The following is an 18254-nucleotide window of genomic DNA, read 5'->3' on the forward strand; positions in this document are numbered from 1 at the left end:
CGCTTTAAATAGACTCCGTCAAGTCAGGTTTCCGGCGCGGCTGGGGTGTACTCGAAAACTGAGATATTTGTGCCCGACGAAATTGACAGCCGCCCCAACGGCAATACCCGTGCCATGGGCCACCGCTTCAGGCAGCAGCCACCAGCCGAGGAGTGGCAGGATATGGTCGAGAAGACTGACCGAAACAGTCATGACCACCACGGCGCCCACGGCATTGACGATGAGGAACAGCGCCGCCTGCATGGCGATCGGCCGGGGCGAATTGGGAAAGACATAGGCGCGATAGAGCGTGAAGCCCGCGCTCATTCCGATGAGGTAGGCGACGAACACGGCGGCGGGAAACGGCATCGCCAGCGAGAGCGGGAACCGCACCAGCCAATTGATCGCAGCCGCCAGTCCTCCCAGCAGAAGGAACCGCACGAGCTGCGGCAACCGAAGAAATGTTTGGGGCCTCATATGCCGATCCAGGCAAGAAAGAACCCTAGCGCCAGCCCGGCGGCGAGCATCAGGCTCTTGGGATCTTTCATGGCGAAGGCCACTGGGTCGTCGTTGAGTTCGCCGCGAAAGCACAGCATCCAGATGCGGCCGATCCATAGGAACAGGGCAGCGGGCATCAGCCAGAGCCATATGGAGTCGGAATAAAAATCCGCCGCCAGTGCGTCCTGGGTGAGATAGAGCACGAGGATCAGAACCGATCCGATACCGCTCGCCACGCCCATGGCCATGATGAAGGGCGCATCCGTGGTGAAATATCCCCTCCCCCCGACCTTGCCCACGCCGCCCCTGTCGGCCAGACGCTGCACCTCTGTGTTGCGTTTGGCAAAAGAGAGCGACGCGAACAGGAACATCGAGAACACCAGCAGCCAGGGCGAGGCCATGACGCCGACAGTGACGATGCCGAGAACCAGACGCAAGGTGAAGAGCACTGCGAGGGTGAACGCATCAAGGATGGGCTTGCGCTTGATGCCCATCGAATAGGCAACAGTCAGGACGAGGTATGCTCCCAGCGTTGCAACGACCAGCGGATTGACCAGCGCGCCGAGGACGAAGGCGATCGCCATCGCCACCGGAATGGCAACAACAGCTTCAGCGATCGCCATGCGGCCTGAAGCAAGCGGCCGGTCGCGTTTGGACCAGTGGCGGCGGTCGTCGGCAATGTCCCAGAGATCGTTGAGCAAATACGTGGCCGAGGCGAGAATGCCCAACGCGAGGAAAGCGATGCCGGCGCTGGCCCAGGCGGCGGGATCGAGCATATGCCCCGCCAGCATGAGGGGAACGAACACTAAGGCGTTCTTGGCCCATTGATGCGGTCGGGCGGCTTTGACCCAATCCCTCAGACGCGCCGGACGGGTGATGGCGTGTTCAATCGCCGTCAACCTGGTTGCGGCCCGAGAGAGGCGGCCATTGGTTTCCACCAGTACCGCACCCTTGGCAATGCGCCAGACATTGAGATCGGACGCGCAATCGCCGGCATAAACGAAGCCATCGGGAAACATATCGGCCAACCGCTCGGCCTTGGCGCGTCCCTTGAGATTGGTCACACCATCGGAGGCCAGTGTCTTGTCGATGAAAGGGAACCGGCGCGCGATACGCATGGCCAAAAGGCTGTCGGCTGCCGTCGCCAGAATGATCTCGCGCCCCTTGGCCTTTTCAGCCTCGGCATAGGCGGCGACCGCTTCGTTGACCGGAAGGTCATCGACCTCCAGCGTCACCCGCGCCGCGAGCTGTTGTTTGAGATGCGCCTTGCCCTTGATGAGCCACAAGGCAATCAGAAACAGCCCGAAGGGATTGATCTTTAGAAACGCAAATACCGTTTCGTGCAGCAGATCGGTGCGGATCAGCGTGTTGTCGAGATCGAGAACCAGCGGCAAGAGACGAGGCTCCGTTTTGGCCTCGGTTCGTTTGACGGCAATGGCTGATTTGGGCATGGCACCTGCTCGCACCGGAACTAACCGGTTATCGCGGGCGCGGAGGATAAGCGCAAAGCAAAGCGCAAATGAACGTTAATGACGCTTGATTTGAAACAAAAGCAAACCGGCTGCGACATTTACGTTTTGTCGAGCCGGTTTAATAAAACAGCGCAGAATTTCGATAAAGTTCTATCTAACCAACCACGAATTTCTCGTCGAAAGCGTAGCCGGCACCGCGCACCGTGCGGATCGGATCCTTGGCCCGCCCCTTGTTGATGGCCTTGCGCAGGCGGCCCACATGCACATCGACGGTCCGCTCATCGACATAAACATCGGTGCCCCACACGCCATCCAGCAATTGCTCACGGGAATAAACGCGGCCGGGATTGCCCATGAGATATTCGAGCAAGCGATACTCGGTGGGGCCGAGATGGACTTCCTTGCCAGAACGCCGCACGCGGTGGGTCGTCCGGTCCAGCTCGATATCACCAGCCTTGAGAACGGCGGCGATGAGCTGGGGATTGGACCGGCGGAGCAGCGCATTGATGCGCGCCATCAACTCAGGCAGCGAGAAGGGCTTGACGACATAGTCGTCGGCCCCGGTAGCAAGCCCGCGCACCCTCTCCTCCTCCTCACCGCGGGCGGTGAGCATGATGATGGGGATGCGGGCGGTGTCGGTGCGTGCACGAATGCGCCGGCAGATTTCAATCCCCGAGGTGCCCGGCAGCATCCAGTCGAGCAGGACGATGTCGGGCGTGTTCTCGGCAATGCGCAGCATCGCCTCTTCAGAATCTTCGGCCGTCGAAACGGTGAAGTTTTCGGCTTCGAGATTGTAACGGAGCAGTTCGACGAGATCGGCTTCGTCTTCAACGACAAGAACCTGTGGCGTCATACGTCAGCCCTTGATCTGCTCGCGCTTCACATCCTCGACATCGGCAGTCAGCGACTTGCCGGTGGCGAGGAAGTAGGCTTGCTCGGCGATGTTGGTGGAGTGGTCGCCGACCCGTTCGAGGTTCTTGCCGCAGAACAGAAGATGCGTGCACATGGTGATGTTGCGCGGATCCTCCATCATATAGGTCAAAAGCTCGCGGAACAGGGATACATAGAGTGCATCGACTTCGGTGTCGCGTTCGACGACATCGACGGCCATATCCTTGTCGCGCGCCGCGAAGGCATCCAGCGAGAGTTTGACCTGGCGCAGGGCAAGCTCGCCCATGTGGCGCAGACCGTTCTTGAACTGCACCGACATGGCCAACCCTTCGATCTGGGTCGAACGGCGGGCCGTGGATTTGGCCATGTCGCCGATGCGTTCGAGATCGTTGGCGACGTGGATGGACGCGATCACCAGACGCAGATCCTGCGCCATGGGCTGGCGGCGGGCGATGATCGAAACGGCCATATCGTCGATCTGGGTCTGCATGGCGTCGATCTTCTTGTCGGCGGCTACAGTGGCGAGAGCCAATTCGCTATCGGTGCGGATCAGCGCCTCGGTCGCGTTGACGATGGCCTTTTCGACCAGGCCGCCCATTTCGGAGATCGAGCGGGCCAGTTCGGTCAGTTCGTCCTCGTAGGACGTAACGATATGTTCTGTTGACGGGGGCATCTGGTCCTCCTCCTTAGCCGATCCGGCCGGTGATATAATCCTGCGTGCGCTTTTCCCGCGGATTGGTGAAAATCTCTTCGGTCGGGCCTTCTTCGATCAGCTTGCCAAGATGGAAGAACGCCGTCTTTTGCGATACGCGGGCGGCCTGCTGCATGGAGTGGGTGACGATGACGATCGTGTAGTTGGTACGCAGTTCGTCGATCAGTTCCTCGATGATCGCCGTGGCGATCGGATCGAGCGCCGAACAGGGCTCGTCCATAAGGATAACTTCCGGTCCCACGGCGATGGCGCGGGCAATGCACAGGCGCTGCTGCTGACCACCCGAAAGACCGGTGCCAGGCTGGTGGAGCCGGTCCTTGACCTCTTCGAACAACCCGGCCTTCTGCAGCGAGGTCACTACGATTTCCTCAAGGTCGGCCTTATTGCGGGCCAGGCCGTGGATCTTGGGGCCATAGGCGACGTTCTCGAAAATCGACTTGGGGAACGGGTTAGGCTTCTGGAACACCATGCCGATCCGGGCGCGCAGCTCGACTACGTCGAGGCTGGCGTCATAGAGATTGTCGCCGTCGAGCGAAATCTCGCCGGTGACTCGGGCGCCCTCTATGGTGTCGTTCATGCGGTTGATGCACCGCAGGAAGGTGGACTTGCCGCAGCCCGACGGGCCGATAAAGGCGGAAACCGACTTTTCAGGGATGTCGATCGAGACGTCGAACAGCGCCTGCTTTTCGCCGTAGAACACCGAGACGTCCTTGGCCTTGAGGCGAGAAGGGCCAGCGTTGGGATCAGGAATCCGTACAGTCTGATGAACCGGCGCCGCGGATGCTTCGGGTTGGCTCTCCGACATATCGGTTGCGCTCCTTGCGCTCAGGGTATCGCTCGTCATTTTTTACGCTCCAATCGCGTGCGCAGGAATATGGCGATGGCATTAAGAAGGATCATCAAGCCCAGCAGGACGATGATGGCCGCCGATGTGCGGGCTTCGAAGAAATTCCGGTTCTCGTTGCCCTGCCACAGATAGATCTGCACTGGCAGTGCTGTCGCCGAGTCCAATGGATTAGCCGGAATGTTGGCGATAAAGGCGCTCATCCCGATCAGAAGAAGGGGCGCCGTCTCGCCGAGCGCCTGCGCAACGCCGATGATTGTCGCGGTCAGGATGCCGGGGAAGGTCAACGGCAGGACATGATGGAATACGGTCTGGTTGCGCGACGCGCCCAGTCCGAGGGCGGCCTGGCGCAGCGAGGGCGGCACCGCGCGGAGCGCAGAGCGGGTGGCGATGATGATGGTGGGCAGGGTCATCAGCGTGAGCACGAGACCGCCGACAAGCGGTGCCGAGCGTGGCAGGCCCATGTAGTTGATGAAAATGGCGGCGCCCAGCAGGCCGAAAACAATGGAGGGCACGGCAGCCAGATTGTTAATGTTGACCTCGATCAAATCCGTCAGCCGGTTCTTGGGCGCGAACTCTTCGAGATAGACGGCACTGGCAACGCCTATGGGAACGGCCAGCACGATCACCACCGCCATCATATACAGCGACCCCATGAACGCGCCGGCCAAACCAGCCGATGCAGGAGCAGAGCGGCTGTCGACATTGGTGAAGATGTGCCAGGCGAAATCGAAGCGGATAATATCCTCGTCCAGAAGCCGGTCGGCCAGTGCACGGGTGTCGGCGGAGAGCTGCTGGCGCGCATCGGGCTGCGAGCGATCGATGGTCCCCTTGAGCCAGTTATCCGTATTGGCGGAGGCCAGGAGCGCCACAGGCACCGTCTGCCCCAGCAGGTCAGGATTGGCGAAATAGAGATCGCGCAACTGAAAGCGGGCGGCGGAGGTCACCAGTGCGAGCACGTCCCTGGCTTCGATCTCAACATCAGGCGCTTGGGCACGGATAGCGGTCTCGACAAGGGCATTCCAGTTGGAAAGCGTGACGTCACGCTGCCATTGGTTCACCGCCTGCTGATACTCGGCCGCCGAGTTGCTGTCCGCTCGTTCCGGCATGGGACCACCCTCGATCAGCTCGGGATCGAAGTAGACTTCGGCATGGAGCGTGGACTGCCAAAAAGACGGCAGGCCTTTGGAGAGGATCATTCCGAACAGAATTACCACGAAACCCAACGCGGCAACGATGGCGAGAACACCTGCCCACCGGAACAGGTTTTCGCTGCGATGGCGCCGGGCAAGGCCGGCCCGGACGCGCTCGCGGTTGCGGTTATTGGTTTCCGTATTGGAGAGCAATGCGTCGGTCATGGCTATTCGTATTGCTCCCTGAATTTACGGACGATGTAGAGTGCCAGGACGTTAAGCAGCAGGGTCATGACGAACAGCGTCAGGCCCAAAGCGAAGGCGACCAGCGATTGTGGGCTGGTGAAATCGGCGTCGCCGGTCAACTGATTAACGATGCTGACCGTAACCGTTGAGGTCGGCTCGGCCGGGTTGAAGCGGAGGACGGGACTGTTGCCGGCGGCCAGAACCACGATCATCGTTTCACCAATGGCTCGGCTGACCGCGAGCAGGATGGCACCGACCACGCCCGGCAACGCGGCGGGCAACAGGACCTTGCGAATGGTTTCGGATTGGGTGGCTCCCAAGCCCAGCGAGCCATCCCGCATGGCGTTCGGCACCTGCGAGATTATGTCGTCACTCAGCGATGAGATAAAGGGAATGATCATGATCCCCATCACGACCCCTGCCGTGAGCGCGCTGGTTGCGCGGATGTCGATACCGATGGCGGCACCCAAGCCCGAAAGGAACGGACCGACCGTTACAAGCGCGAAAAACCCGTAGACGATAGTCGGGATGCCGGCCAGCACTTCAATGATAGGCTTGACCACGTCGCGGACGCGCTGATGGGCATATTGAGAGAGATAGATCGCCGACATAAGACCGATCGGCACGGCAACCAGCATGGCGATGATGCTGATCATGAGAGTGCCGGTGAGCAGCGGCAGGAGGCCGTACTCGCCTGCCGAACCGGTGCCGGTGGACTGGAACCGGGGATTCCAGACGGTGCCGAAGAAGAAGTCGATCGGGTTGATGAACGAGAAGAAGCGGATCGCGTCGGCCAGGAGCGAAAGCACAATACCGATGGTGGTGAGGATGGCCACGGTAGAGCAGGCAACCAGACCAATGCGAACGGCGAATTCGACTTGATTGCGTGCGCGCAAGGCCGGACCGATACGGCGTTGCGCCCAGAACAGACCGGCGGCGCCCAAGGCGGATGCCGCGGCGATGACCGTTAGAAACGCAATAAGCTGGAAGGTCTCGTAAGCACTCGCGGCCGCCGCCTCCTCCGGGGCAGGCTCCCCGAGAACACCAAATCCATTGGCCAGAGCACGGACGCGATCAAGCGTAGCCTGCAGCTGGACCTGGGGCAATTGCGCGGTTTCGGGCGGCAGTTGCGCAAGAATATAGTTGTTCGAGACGGATTGGCTGAACAGCGCCCATAGGCCGAGCACGAGGATGGCCGGGAGCAGCGCAAAAAGGGCAACGAGCACGCCGTGATAAATGGGGCGGGAATGAAGCCGGGCCCCTTTGTCGGTGGCGAGCCGGCGGCTGCGCGACCACCCAACCTGGTAGGAGAGTGTCAGAAGGACCAACAGGAGTGCAGCGATAACCAAGGCGTTCACAGCGGATCAGTCCTTCCCTGTTTGGTGAAGAACCCCGGACCGAGCCGGGGTTCTCCGCATATTGCTCCAGCCGATTATTCGGGCTGGTACTGCTCGGCGTTGTTGAAGGCGTCGAGCTGGGCAGCGAGGAACTCGCTGGAAGCGGGAACCAGACCAGCGGCTTCAAGAGTGCCGCCGGCACCGGCCATCTGATCGGACAGGAAGAAGGCAACGTAATCTTCGATGCCCGGGATCACGCCAACGTGAGCGCCCTTGACGTAGAACTGCAGGGGGCGGGAGATCGGATATTCGCCCGAAGCAATGGTTTCGAGCGAGGGCTCGACGCCAGAGACGGTGGCAACCTTGAGGGTGTCACGGTTCTGGTCGTAGAAGGAGAGACCGAACACGCCGATGGCTTCGGGGTTGGACTGCAGACGAGCCAGAGTCTCGGTGTAGTCACCAGCGATCTCGACCACCACGTCCTGACGCGGGGTCAGGCAAGCAGCTTCCATGGCCTCTTCGTCCATTTCCGGCAGACCGGCGGCTTCGCAACCAGCTTCCAGAACGCGCTCGTCGAAAACTTCGCGAGTGCCGTGGTTGGTGCCGGGAATGGCGATGAAGATGCCCTGATCAGGCAGCGACTCGTCGATTTCGGACCAGTTGGTGTAGGGGTTGTCGACCATTTCGCCATCGACCGGAACCTGGGCGGCAATAGCCTGGTAGAGGTGCACGGGCTCGAGGGCGAAATCGCCCTGATCGATGCCGGTGGCGAACACGATGCCGTCATAGCCGAACACGACTTCACGCACGTCTTCGACGCCGTTGGCGTGGCAGCTTTCCAGCTCGCTGGCGCTCATCTTGCTCGAGGAGTTGGCGATATCGAGGGTGTTTTCACCCACGCCTTCGCAGAGCTGGCGCTTGCCGCCGCCCGAACCGCCACCCGCAACATTGGGCGTGTTGTAATCAGGGAATGCGTTGCCGAATTCTTCGGCGACGATCGAGGCAAACGGCAGAACCGTCGAAGAGCCGGCGATCTGGATGGTGTCGCGGGTCTGAGCCTGAGCGGCGGTAACGCCGAAGGCGGCGACCACGGCGAGCGCGGCGCTGGCATAAAGTGCGGTTTTCATGTCTCTGATCTCTTTGGTTCGTGTCAGAAGCGTCCGGGCAATGAGCCCCCTGGGTCGGATGAAGGCCGGACTTTTCTGCGGCTCCATCTCGAAAACGGGGGCACCCTAGGCTTCGCCGCTAAAGGTTATATGTCGGTTTAATGACAGTTCCGTGACAGCGCAAGTCATTGCAAATCAGATCGAATTCAATTTTCGGCCTGGGAATGGCCGATTCAGCCATCGTTGTGTGACAGCGGTTTTCAACGTGGCAGAAGGATCTCCACACGGGTGCCCTCGCCCAGCTTGGAACGAATGGAGAGATGGCCATGGTGACGGGCGACGATGTGCTTGACGATGGCCAAGCCCAGCCCGGTGCCCTTTTTCTTGCGGCTCGATTCCGCGTCGACGCGATAGAAGCGCTCCGTCAGCCGCGGAACGTGTTCCTCAGCGATACCGGCGCCGAAATCGGTGACGGTGATGGCATGGTGCGTTCCGCTTCGGCTGCCGCCGGCAACCAGGGCGATCTCCACCTTTCCCCCGCCCCCCCCATATTTGATGGCATTTTCCGCAAGGTTTTCCACGACCTCGAACAGTTCCTGACGATCGCCGATGACGGACACAGTCTGCTCGGGAAGTTTGAGCTCGAGCTCGAGGTTCTCGGCCTTGAGCTGTGGCTCAAGACTTTCCGATACCTCGCGCAGCAAGAGGTTGAGGTTGACCTCGGTGGTGGGCTTGACGTGCTGACGCAATTCGATACGCGAGAGCGAGAGTAGATCATCTATCAATCCCGACATGCGTTCGGACTGCGACCGCATTATGCCCAGAAAGCGCCCACGGGCCGCCTCGTCCTTGGCGGCGGGTCCCTGCAGGGTATCGATGAAACCCATCAGCGAAGTCAAAGGCGTGCGCAGTTCATGGCTGGCATTGGCGATGAAGTCGGTGCGCATGCGATCGGTGCGCTTCTGCTCGGTGAAATCATAGAGCGTGATCACGATGAAGAACCGCTCACCCTCGCTTGGACGATAGGGAACCACTGAAGCACGATACCACGTATCATTGGGCACCGAGATATGGAGTTCGGTCGACTGCGCGCTGCCTGTTTCAACGGCGGCATCTATGGCGGCGACCAGATCCGGATCGCGCAATGTGAAGGCCAGCGGATCGCCGAGGCGTGCGCGAGGAAATTGCCGGACCGCAGCAGCGTTACGGTAAGTCAGCACCGCGCGCTCATTGATGATCAAGCACGGTTCGGTGAGAATATCGGCAAACCGCTCAACCGCGGCATCGAGTTCGAGGGAGAGGTCGTGACTTTCCTCGTCCTCAACTTCTCCAGGCGTGCTACGCGCCGCAATTGCCGTGACGGCAGCGATAGCGATGGTGGCGATACCGGTTTCAATGAGAGGCAGGCGTCCAAAAACAGCCAGCGCCAAGATGATCAGGAGGGCTCCGCCGCCGACGAGCAAGGGCGGTGCCAATACAATCCGCCGACCCGCTTCGGGACGCGTCCTCACGCTTTTTCCAGCACTCATTGAAAAGGAATCATCAATCATGACAATGGCCATAACGCGCGTGCATGACAATGGCGTGATGCGCCAAGATGCCGCCTCGTCATGACAATTTCGACACGCTGGCTAAAATTTGCGAGGATTTCCCGATGATTGAGTTCGATCTTGAAAACCCGGAACTGGACGAAACGATCAAGGACCGCGCCTTGGAAAGCGGTGGATATCCTTATCGAGATGCAATCGATGATGACCGATATGAAACCCATCTTCGTGCCCTGCAGATTGAGTTGGTAAAGCTGCAGAGGCATCTCATTGAAACCGGAGAAAGGGTGGTGGCCCTGTTCGAAGGGCGCGACGCCGCCGGCAAGGGCGGCACGATCAAACGGTTTCTCGAAAACCTCAATCCTCGCAATGCACGCACCGTAGCGTTGCCCAAACCATCCGACAGGGAGACGCGTCTTTGGTACTTCCAACGCTATGTGAGCACTCTGCCGGCCGGTGGGGAAATCGCTCTGTTCGACCGCTCCTGGTACAACCGGGCGGTTGTCGAGCCCGTCATGGGATTCTGTACGCCCGAAGAGACCGAGATATTCCTGCGCGAAGCTCCTGCTTTCGAGCAGATGATCACCGAAGAGGGGCTGCATTTCTTCAAATTCTGGCTCGAAATCGGGCGTGAAATGCAGATCAAGCGGTTTCATAAACGCCGGCACGATCCGGTAAAGGTCTGGAAGCTGTCGCCGGTCGATCTTCAAGCTCTGGAAAAGTGGGACGAATACACGGCGGCGCGCAATGAAATGTTCGTCGCCACCGACACGCCGGCTACGCCCTGGACGGTGATCCGGGCCAATGACAAGAAGCGCGCGCGGATCGCGGCGATCCAATCGGTGCTCTGGCCCATTGCTTACAAGGACAAGGATTTTTCCGCGATCGGCGAGATCGACCACAAGATCGTCATGTCGCCCGAGGCCTTTCTCGCGCGCGCCGGATAGGGTATGGCGCAGCGGTATTGCGAGGAGGACAGCATGGGCAAGAAGGCCGTTTCCATCGGGGAAGCGATGATTGAAATGAGCGGGGGTACGGGCGGGACCTACCGGCTCGGCTTTGCCGGCGATACGCTCAACACCGCCTATTATCTCAAGGCCCTCTTGGACGCGGATTGGTCGGTGAGCTATTTCACCGCCGTGGGAGACGATATCTATTCGCGCCAGATGGTGGAGTTCATCGCCGGCACAGGGATCGATGCGCGCTCCATAGCCACGATCCCGGGCAAGCGGGCTGGGCTCTATATGATCCATCAGGCCGAGGGGGACCGGCACTTCACCTATTGGCGGGACAATTCGGCGGCCAAGCTTCTGGCCGACGATGCCCATGCGCTCGAGACGGCGCTGGGTGAAGCCGATCTTATCTACTTTTCGGGCATCACGCTGGCTATTCTGGCTGCTCCGGCGCGGCAGAGGTTGATCGATGCGATCGGGGCGCGGCGCAGGGCCGGAGCGCGGGTGGCGTTCGATCCCAATATCCGGCCTGCCCTTTGGCCGGATAAGGCAAGCGTCGCGGCAGCACTCACGGCTGCGGCGGACGTTGCGAGCATCGTGCTGCCGACCCATGCGGACGAGGTGCCCTATTTTGGCGACGCCGATGCCCAGGCGACGGCGGCGCGGTATCTGAAGGCAGGCTGCGAGGAAGTGGTGGTCAAGAACGGCGCCGATCCGGCGCTGGTCGTCACCCACGATGGCTCGTGGACGGTCGGCGCGCGCCGAGTCGAGAGCGTGGTCGATGCCACCGGCGCCGGTGACAGCTTCAACGGCGCCTATCTCGCTGCCCGGCTCACGGACGCCTCGCCCGAGGAGGCAGCGAAGGCGGGCCATGCCACCGCCTCGGTGGTCATCGGCCACCATGGCGCTCTGGTGCCCAAAGAAGTGCTCGGCTAGTGCTTTGAATTTTTCTCGAACCCCCGGCGGATAGCACGCAGGCCGAAGAATACGGCAATCAGCGCGAGCGGGGACAAGATCGAGATCACCAGCGTCTTGCTCCAGCCCGTGGCCTCCAAGGGCCCGGCCAAGGCGTAGCCCAGGATGCCGATCAGGTAATAGGTGATGGCGATGGTCGAGAGGCCTTCGACGGTGTGCTGCAGCCGGAACTGGCTGCGCGCTGTTTCGGCGATGGTTTCGAGCACCGATTTGTTCTGGATCTGCATGTCGAGGCTGATGCGGACGTTGAGCAGTTCGACGGCGCGTTCGAGCTTTTGCGACAGCACCGTCAACCGCTTGTCCATGGCCTCGCAGGTGGCCAGCGCCGGTTCCACCCGGTTGCCGATAAAGCTTGAGAGCGAAGAGCCCTGCCCCAGCGTTTCCTCGCGCAGCTTTTCCAGCCGGCGCCTGAGGATGGCGCCATAGGCATAGGCGGCGGCGAAGCGATAGTTGAGCCGCTCGGAAATCTGGCCGGACCGCACCGAAAGATCGTGGAGCTTTTTGAGCCGCTCCTGAACCTCGTCCGTGGTTTCGATGCCTGAAAGATCGGCCATCACGTCCGTCAGTTCCATTTCCACGGCCCGCAACGCCGGACCGGTCTGGCGGGCCAGCGGCAAGGCGAGAAGCGCCATGGTGCGGTAGGTCTCGACCTCCAGGATGCGACGCAGGGTTATGGCGCGGCGCAGGGGCGAGAGCTTGCCGGCGGCGAATTCAAAGCGGATGAACTTATCGGCATCGGGGACGAAATCGGCGGCAAGCTGGGCGTTGCCATATTCGATGGCGACAAGGCAGAGGCTGGTCGGGTTGAAGGAGGGCAGCACCCGGTCGGGCAGAGCCGGCTCGTCCATCATATCGACGCGCATGGCGCCCACCAGCTCGGCCTCGCTCACCGCTTCCAACCCGATGTCGTCCGGCCAGTTCTGGCCATCGTCGAGCGCCGAATACCAGGTGATGGTGATGAATTCGGTGTGGAATTCCCAGCTCACCACGCGTTCGGGGGTCGTGAACTGATATTGCCGCCCCGATTCGTCCTGCAAGGAATACCCCTTGGCCAGCGCGAAATCGCGGAACTGGGAAATGGCGGCGCCCATGGCGCCCGAGCGGGTCGGGACGGCCAGAACCAGCCTGCGTACGCGCATATTGGGGGCGACCAGTTCGACCGGGCGGGCGTGCAGTTCGGTGAGAACCGCATCGCGATAGGGATGTTCGGCAATGGGTACGGTGCTCATTTGCGTAAGGTCCGGAAGGATAAAGCTTCTTTTAGCGCCCCAAGCATGAACGACCCATTCGCCTTTGGTTCGGTGTGCGCTTTTGCCGTAGGGCCGATCGATTTACGGTTTCTCAGGTTGAAACTAATAGGCCTGCCCCTCGCGCTCGGTCATGTACGCGATCTCTTCTGGCGTGGATTTCCGGCCCAGCGCAGCGTTGCGAAACGGAAAGCGGCCGAAGCGGGCGATGGCTTCGTGGTGCTCGATGGCATAGGGCAGATAATCGTCATTGCCCAGCGAGCGGAACAGCCGCACCGACTCCTCCTGAACGATGAGGGATTCGGCATGCTGGAAGGGCATGAAGACGAAGAGCTTTTCGTTGATCGAGAGCTCGGCGTCGAGCCCGCGATAGACCACCTCCTGGGCGAGGGCCAGCGCCATCGGATCGGCGGCGAAGGCCTGGGCATCGCCACGATGAAGCTGGCGCGAGAGCTGATCGAGCAGGATGATCTCGGCCAGCCGTCCCTGAACGGTGTGGCGCCACTCCCAGAGCTCGCCACGCACGGCTTGGCGATGAACACCGCTCAGCCGCGCCGCGCAACGGGCGTCGAATTCGGGATCGCCCGAGTACCAATCCTCGGGCCCGTGTTCGACGAACCAGAAGTCGAGGACATCGCTCGCTTCCATCGCGCTCTCCAATTCCGCTTTTGTTCACATTTTGGGTTTCGCGCGCCGACCGACGCCGCGATACTCTTGGGAAGTGATTCCCCAAGCCGCATGCGGAGTGTGTCCCACAAATGGTCGTCTGGTCCAGCCAGCAGGATGAGGCTTTGAAAGCCGTTGCCGCATGGCTCAAGGACAAGAACGGGCCGCAGGTGTTCCGTCTGTTCGGCTGGGCGGGCACGGGCAAATCCACGCTCGCCAGGCATCTGGCCAAGGATGTGGAGACGGTCAAATACGCCGCCTTCACCGGCAAGGCGGCGCTCGTCATGCGCAAGCGCGGCTGCAAAGGCGCCTCGACCATCCACTCGCTGATCTATACCCGGATCAGCGAAAAGGAGGGCGAACCGCGTTTCGTGCTCGATCCGGAATCGGCAGCCGCCGACGCGGATCTGATCGTCATCGACGAGGTTTCGATGGTCGATGAGGTGCTGGGCACCGACCTTTTGAGCTTCGGCACCAAGGTGCTGGTTCTGGGCGATCCGTTCCAGCTTCCGCCTGTGCAGGGCGAAGGTTTCTTTACCGCGCAGGAACCGGACGTGATGCTGACCGAGATCCATCGGCAGGCGCAGGATAACCCGATCGTGAAACTCTCGCTCGACATCCGCGAGGGACGCGGGCTGGGCTTTGGCACCTATGGCGAAAGCAAGGTGGTTTCGCGCCGGGAGGTGGATCAATCGGAAGTGCTGGGGGCCGATCAGGTGCTGGTGGGGCGCAACAAAACGCGGCTGCACTACAACAACCGCATCCGCGAGCTCAAGGGATTGCCGGCCGACATTCCGGTCAAAGAGGACCGGCTGGTGTGCCTGAGGAACAACCCGCAAAAGCGGTTGCTCAATGGGCAGATCTGGACGCTCAACGAGATCAGGAAGCGGGCCGGCGGCACGCTGGAGATGACCATCGACCCCGAGGAGGCCGACCGCACCTCGGTGCAAACCAAGGTGCGGGCGCATCAGAGGTTTTTCACCGGCGAGGACGCCGAGATGAGCTGGCAGTTGCGGCGGCAATACGATGAGTTCACCTATGGATATTGCCTTACCGTGCACAAGGCGCAGGGCAGCCAATGGGACAATGTGTATCTGTTCGACGAAAGCTTCGTGTTCCGCGAGGAAGCTCAGCGCTGGCTCTATACGGGGATCACGCGGGCGGCCGAGCGGATCACCGTGGTGCGGTAATGCCGGTCTTTGAGACGCGCGCAAGCTCCGCACGCGGCGCCCGCTGCGGTTGTGAACTTTGATTGGTCGTGTTCCCGAACCGGAAAACCGGTTCCCACTTTTCCTGGGAACACTCCCGATAGACGGCCTGGGGCGATGAACGCCTCGTGCTGTATTTTGTTAGTATGAAGCGATCATCGCCCCATGCGTCCGGGATTTTGGGCTTATGGCGGCTTCTCGGGCTGGGGGTTGTTGAGAGTTTTTAGTGGGTCGGTTGGTCGAACCGAAAAAGTGGGAACCACTTTTCCTGCCAACCTCCCGCCCGTCCCCTCGCTGCCCCTCCGGGTTTCCCCGGTGCGACGTGGGAGTGATTGGATTGGTGGTCCGCTCACACCTTTTATCCACATCCGGCCATCTGTCCGCTTTGGGCCTTCCCCACGGCGACCCGTGAGGAACCCGAACCGATCCCGCCCAAACGTTCGTAGCGCTTGCGTCCATATGCGCGGGGTCGTGAGGAGGAGTATGGGGCAAGCGCAGGGGGCGGGGATAAGTTTTTTGCGCCGGTGTCTGTGGAAGCTCAGCGCCCCCCTCATCCCCGGCCCTTCTCCCACCAGGGGAGAAGAGGGCTCCTGGGGGAACGTTGCGGCTTGGGCTCAGGCGCTGAGTGTACTGGATCCCGGCTCAAGGCCGGGATGACGGTTGGGGGTGGGGTGATGGTGGGGATAAGCAGTTGGGCTGCCGGAGACCTCGACGGTGGAGCGTGGAGAGGATCGGAGACGGGGCAGCGCCCTGCCTCACCCCCACCGTGTCACCCCGGGCTTGACCCGGGGCAAGGTATGCGCGCCGTTCTCGGCTCTTGCCATGACGCAAGCTCAGCGCCCCCTCATCCCCAGCCCTTCTCCCACCAGGGGAGAAGGGGGCTCTTGGGGGAGCGTTGGGGATAACAAGCACGGTGTTGGTGTTTACCCCCATTACCCTTCTCCCCTGGTGGGAGAAGGTGGCCGCGAAGCGGTCGGATGAGGGGGGCTCGGCATATCAACGGCCACCGGCGGTGATTGGTGAAGCCCAGCGCACCCCTCATCCGTCTCGCCCTTTGGGGCCTGCCATTCGAGCGTAGCTCTCATGGCCTTCTCACCTCCAATCGTGCCACCGGCACGATAGACCAAAGGACGGTTCGAAGTCTCCCTCAAGGGGAGAAGGGCGATTGGGGAACGTTACGGCAAGAATCTCGTCGTTCCTTGTCTCCAGCCTCTCCATCGTCTTCGTTCTCGGACTTGATCCAGAGACGAAGGTGACGAAGGGAGGCGGGAGAAAGAGCCGGGAGCGGCGCGCATACCTGGCCCCGGGTCAAGCCCGGGGCGACAGAGGGTGGGGGTGGGGGGATGGAAGGAGGACGGCACAAGCAGTTTGATGGGGCACGCCCCTCTCCATCGCCACTGCCGGGTTGGACTCGGCAATCCGCAGCGTTGCCGGTGGTGGGGGAACGACTGCCGAGGGCGTGAGAAGTTCGGTCGAGGCCGAGAGGAGGTGGCGAAGGGGCGAGAAGGAGGGGTTTCGAGAGCGACGTGGGTGCCTTACTGTGCTTCGGCAGCCTCGGCGCGTTGCAGGATGTCGGCGGCTTCGGGGTTGAGTGCTGCGCCTTCCTTGCGCGGGCGCGTCAGGGGGGTGGGCTTGGGGACGCCGGTGTTGGGCTGGAACATGGTCGAGCCGGCCATCAGCCCGCCGGTGATCTGCATTTCGAACCGGTCGGCGTCGCGCAGGCGGACGTCTTCGATGATCTCCTGGGCCTCTTCCCGGTCCACGCCGAGCGCGACAAGGGTTTCCTCGCCGAACACCAACGCCGATTCCAGCGTTTCGCGGATTTGATAATCCACCCCGAGCCGCACGAGCTCGAGCGCGTGGGTTCGGTCAAAGGCGCGGACGTGGAGCTTGGCGAGGGGGTATTCGGCCTTCACATGCTCGACGATGCGCGTTGCGTCGGCGGGCTTGTCGATACACACGAGAATGGCCGTGGCGGCGCCGGCACCTGCGGCGTGGAGAATGTCGGGGCGTGTGCCGTCTCCGTAATAAACCTTGAAGCCGAAATCGGCAGCGGCCTGGATCATCTCGACGTCGCTGTCGATGATGGTGACATCCACGCCCTTGGCCAGCAGCGGCTGGCTCACCAGTTGGGCGAAGCGCCCGAAACCGATCATGAGCACGGTGCCTGAAAGTCCATCGCGGACCTCCTCGACGCCATCGAGGCTGACGCGCTCCTTGGGCATTGCCCTGTTCATGGCGATGATGGCGATGGGCGTCAGCACCATCGAGACGATCACGGTGGTCGTCAGAATGGCGTTCATCTCCGCATCGAGGATGCCGGCCGTTGCGGCGGCGGAATAGAGCACGAAGGCGAATTCACCCCCCTGGGCCATGAGCACCGAGCGCTCCAGCGCCTCGCGATGATCGGACCGCATGATGCGGGCGATGGCGTAGATGCCGGCGAACTTGACGGCCATATAGGCGACCACGGCCAACGCGATAAAGGCGTAGTTTTCGGCAATGACCGTTAGATCGAGCGACATGCCGACGGCGATGAAGAACAGGCCCAGAAGGATGCCCCGGAACGGCTCGATATCGGCTTCGAGCTGATGACGGAAGGTCGATTCCGAAAGCAGCACGCCGGCCATGAAGGCGCCCATGGCCATGGAGAGCCCGCTGATATCCATGGCGAGCGCGGCGCCGAGAACCACCAGCAACGCGGCCGCCGTCATCACCTCGCGGGCATGGGCATTGGCTAGGATGCGGAACAGGGGGTTGAGCAGGAACCGGCCGACCACGAACAGCCCAACCAGCGCGCCAATGGCAATGGCGATATCGGCGAGGCGTTGCCCCAGTGTGATGGTTTCGGCCTGCGGCGCGATGAAGGCGACCAGCGCCAGGAGCGGCACGATGGCCAGATCCTCGAGCAGCAGGATCGAGACCATTTTCTGGCCCTGGGGCGTGGAGATTTCGCCGCGCTCCTCGAGCACCTGGAAGACGATGGCCGTTGAGGTGAGGACGAAGCCGAGACCTGCGATGAGCGCGATGGTCGGATCGAGCCCGAGCAGCACCCCTGCCCCGGTTATCAGCGCCGCGCAGGTGGCCACCTGCAGCACGCCCAGCCCGAAGATCTCGCTGCGTAGGCTCCACAGGCGTCGTGGCTGCATTTCGAGCCCGATGACGAACAGGAACATCACGACGCCCAGTTCGGCCGTGTGCAGGATGGTTTCGGGATGGGTAACGACGCGGAACCCGAACGGGCCGATGGCCAGTCCGGCAGCGAGATAACCCAGCACCGAACCCAGGCCGATCCGCTTGAAGATCGGCACCGCGACGACACCGGCGGCCAGGATCGCCACCACGGGAAGAAGATCGAATCCGTGTGCTGCTTCGCCGGCCATGACGGTCCCCCGTGGCGTGTGTCCCGGCCACACGCTAGGCCAGAGCGCGGAATCGGA

At 61.5% G+C, this 18254-nt stretch carries 15 protein-coding genes; 3 read left to right on the forward strand and 12 right to left on the reverse strand.

The annotated features are described in order from the left end of the window. Positions 1-18: 18 nt before the first annotated feature. The 9 genes from NO934_RS04930 to NO934_RS04970 form a co-directional block, all read right to left on the reverse strand. Positions 19-456, reverse strand: a complete 438-nt coding sequence (locus tag NO934_RS04930; RefSeq protein WP_309162664.1) for a GtrA family protein — start codon at positions 454-456, stop codon at positions 19-21. Then, complete coding sequence (locus tag NO934_RS04935) at positions 453-1928, reverse strand: UbiA family prenyltransferase (protein WP_309162666.1); 1476 nt, start codon at positions 1926-1928, stop codon at positions 453-455. The genes NO934_RS04930 and NO934_RS04935 overlap by 4 nt, the downstream gene beginning before the upstream one ends. A 175-nt stretch (positions 1929-2103) precedes the next feature. After that, a complete protein-coding gene (gene phoB / locus NO934_RS04940; protein ID WP_309162667.1) occupies positions 2104-2802 on the reverse strand; it encodes a phosphate regulon transcriptional regulator PhoB in 699 nt (232 codons plus the stop codon). A gap of 3 nt (positions 2803-2805) precedes the next feature. Further along, positions 2806-3513, reverse strand: coding sequence for a phosphate signaling complex protein PhoU (phoU, locus tag NO934_RS04945; protein ID WP_309162668.1), 708 nt, complete (start codon positions 3511-3513; stop codon positions 2806-2808). A gap of 13 nt (positions 3514-3526) precedes the next feature. Continuing rightward, entirely contained in the window at positions 3527-4357 is an 831-nt protein-coding gene (pstB, locus tag NO934_RS04950; protein ID WP_375143291.1) for a phosphate ABC transporter ATP-binding protein PstB, read from the reverse strand. A gap of 35 nt (positions 4358-4392) precedes the next feature. After that, positions 4393-5754: a phosphate ABC transporter permease PstA gene (pstA, locus tag NO934_RS04955; protein ID WP_309162671.1), complete on the reverse strand. Its 1362-nt coding sequence runs from the start codon at positions 5752-5754 to the stop codon at positions 4393-4395. Between the two features lie 2 nt (positions 5755-5756). Continuing rightward, positions 5757-7133, reverse strand: coding sequence for a phosphate ABC transporter permease subunit PstC (pstC, locus tag NO934_RS04960; RefSeq protein WP_309162672.1), 1377 nt, complete (start codon positions 7131-7133; stop codon positions 5757-5759). 74 nt (positions 7134-7207) lie between these two features. Continuing rightward, positions 7208-8239 (reverse strand): substrate-binding domain-containing protein, encoded by a 1032-nt coding sequence (locus NO934_RS04965; RefSeq protein ID WP_309162674.1) that lies wholly within the window; start codon positions 8237-8239, stop codon positions 7208-7210. A gap of 239 nt (positions 8240-8478) precedes the next feature. Next, positions 8479-9693 (reverse strand): ATP-binding protein, encoded by a 1215-nt coding sequence (locus NO934_RS04970; protein WP_309162675.1) that lies wholly within the window; start codon positions 9691-9693, stop codon positions 8479-8481. Between the two features lie 179 nt (positions 9694-9872). On the opposite strand from NO934_RS04970, the gene ppk2 reads away from it, so the two are divergent. After that, on the forward strand, positions 9873-10712 hold the full coding sequence (gene ppk2, locus NO934_RS04975) for a polyphosphate kinase 2 (protein WP_309162676.1): 840 nt from the start codon (positions 9873-9875) through the stop codon (positions 10710-10712). 33 nt (positions 10713-10745) lie between these two features. Continuing rightward, entirely contained in the window at positions 10746-11654 is a 909-nt protein-coding gene (locus NO934_RS04980; protein ID WP_309162677.1) for a sugar kinase, read from the forward strand. Here the strand turns inward: NO934_RS04980 and NO934_RS04985 are convergent. Continuing rightward, on the reverse strand, positions 11651-12922 hold the full coding sequence (locus tag NO934_RS04985) for a DUF3422 domain-containing protein (protein ID WP_309162678.1): 1272 nt from the start codon (positions 12920-12922) through the stop codon (positions 11651-11653). The genes NO934_RS04980 and NO934_RS04985 overlap by 4 nt on opposite strands. Before the next feature lie 123 nt (positions 12923-13045). Beyond that, positions 13046-13588 (reverse strand): DUF924 family protein, encoded by a 543-nt coding sequence (locus NO934_RS04990; RefSeq protein WP_309162679.1) that lies wholly within the window; start codon positions 13586-13588, stop codon positions 13046-13048. Positions 13589-13698: 110 nt separating this feature from the next. On the opposite strand from NO934_RS04990, the gene NO934_RS04995 reads away from it, so the two are divergent. Then, a complete protein-coding gene (locus tag NO934_RS04995) occupies positions 13699-14796 on the forward strand; it encodes an AAA family ATPase (RefSeq protein ID WP_309162680.1) in 1098 nt (365 codons plus the stop codon). A gap of 1553 nt (positions 14797-16349) precedes the next feature. On the opposite strand, the gene NO934_RS05000 is transcribed toward NO934_RS04995, so the two are convergent. Further along, positions 16350-18197 carry a monovalent cation:proton antiporter-2 (CPA2) family protein gene (locus tag NO934_RS05000; RefSeq protein WP_309162682.1) on the reverse strand — a complete coding sequence of 616 codons (1848 nt, stop codon included), beginning with the start codon at positions 18195-18197 and terminating at the stop codon, positions 16350-16352. Positions 18198-18254: the final 57 nt, after the last annotated feature.

It is taken from the genome of Pelagibacterium sp. H642 (assembly GCF_031202855.1).
Classification (GTDB): domain Bacteria; phylum Pseudomonadota; class Alphaproteobacteria; order Rhizobiales; family Devosiaceae; genus Pelagibacterium.

Coding starts and splice junctions, on each gene's coding strand:
- NO934_RS04930 (WP_309162664.1), bottom strand. CDS start 456: ATGAGGCCCCAAACATTTCTTCGGTTGCCGCAGCTCGTGCGGTTCCTT.
- NO934_RS04935 (WP_309162666.1), bottom strand. CDS start 1,928: ATGCCCAAATCAGCCATTGCCGTCAAACGAACCGAGGCCAAAACGGAG.
- phoB (WP_309162667.1), bottom strand. CDS start 2,802: ATGACGCCACAGGTTCTTGTCGTTGAAGACGAAGCCGATCTCGTCGAA.
- phoU (WP_309162668.1), bottom strand. CDS start 3,513: ATGCCCCCGTCAACAGAACATATCGTTACGTCCTACGAGGACGAACTG.
- pstB (WP_375143291.1), bottom strand. CDS start 4,357: ATGTCGGAGAGCCAACCCGAAGCATCCGCGGCGCCGGTTCATCAGACT.
- pstA (WP_309162671.1), bottom strand. CDS start 5,754: ATGACCGACGCATTGCTCTCCAATACGGAAACCAATAACCGCAACCGC.
- NO934_RS04965 (WP_309162674.1), bottom strand. CDS start 8,239: ATGAAAACCGCACTTTATGCCAGCGCCGCGCTCGCCGTGGTCGCCGCC.
- ppk2 (WP_309162676.1), top strand. CDS start 9,873: ATGATTGAGTTCGATCTTGAAAACCCGGAACTGGACGAAACGATCAAG.
- NO934_RS04980 (WP_309162677.1), top strand. CDS start 10,746: ATGGGCAAGAAGGCCGTTTCCATCGGGGAAGCGATGATTGAAATGAGC.
- NO934_RS04985 (WP_309162678.1), bottom strand. CDS start 12,922: ATGAGCACCGTACCCATTGCCGAACATCCCTATCGCGATGCGGTTCTC.
- NO934_RS04990 (WP_309162679.1), bottom strand. CDS start 13,588: ATGGAAGCGAGCGATGTCCTCGACTTCTGGTTCGTCGAACACGGGCCC.
- NO934_RS04995 (WP_309162680.1), top strand. CDS start 13,699: ATGGTCGTCTGGTCCAGCCAGCAGGATGAGGCTTTGAAAGCCGTTGCC.
- NO934_RS05000 (WP_309162682.1), bottom strand. CDS start 18,197: ATGGCCGGCGAAGCAGCACACGGATTCGATCTTCTTCCCGTGGTGGCG.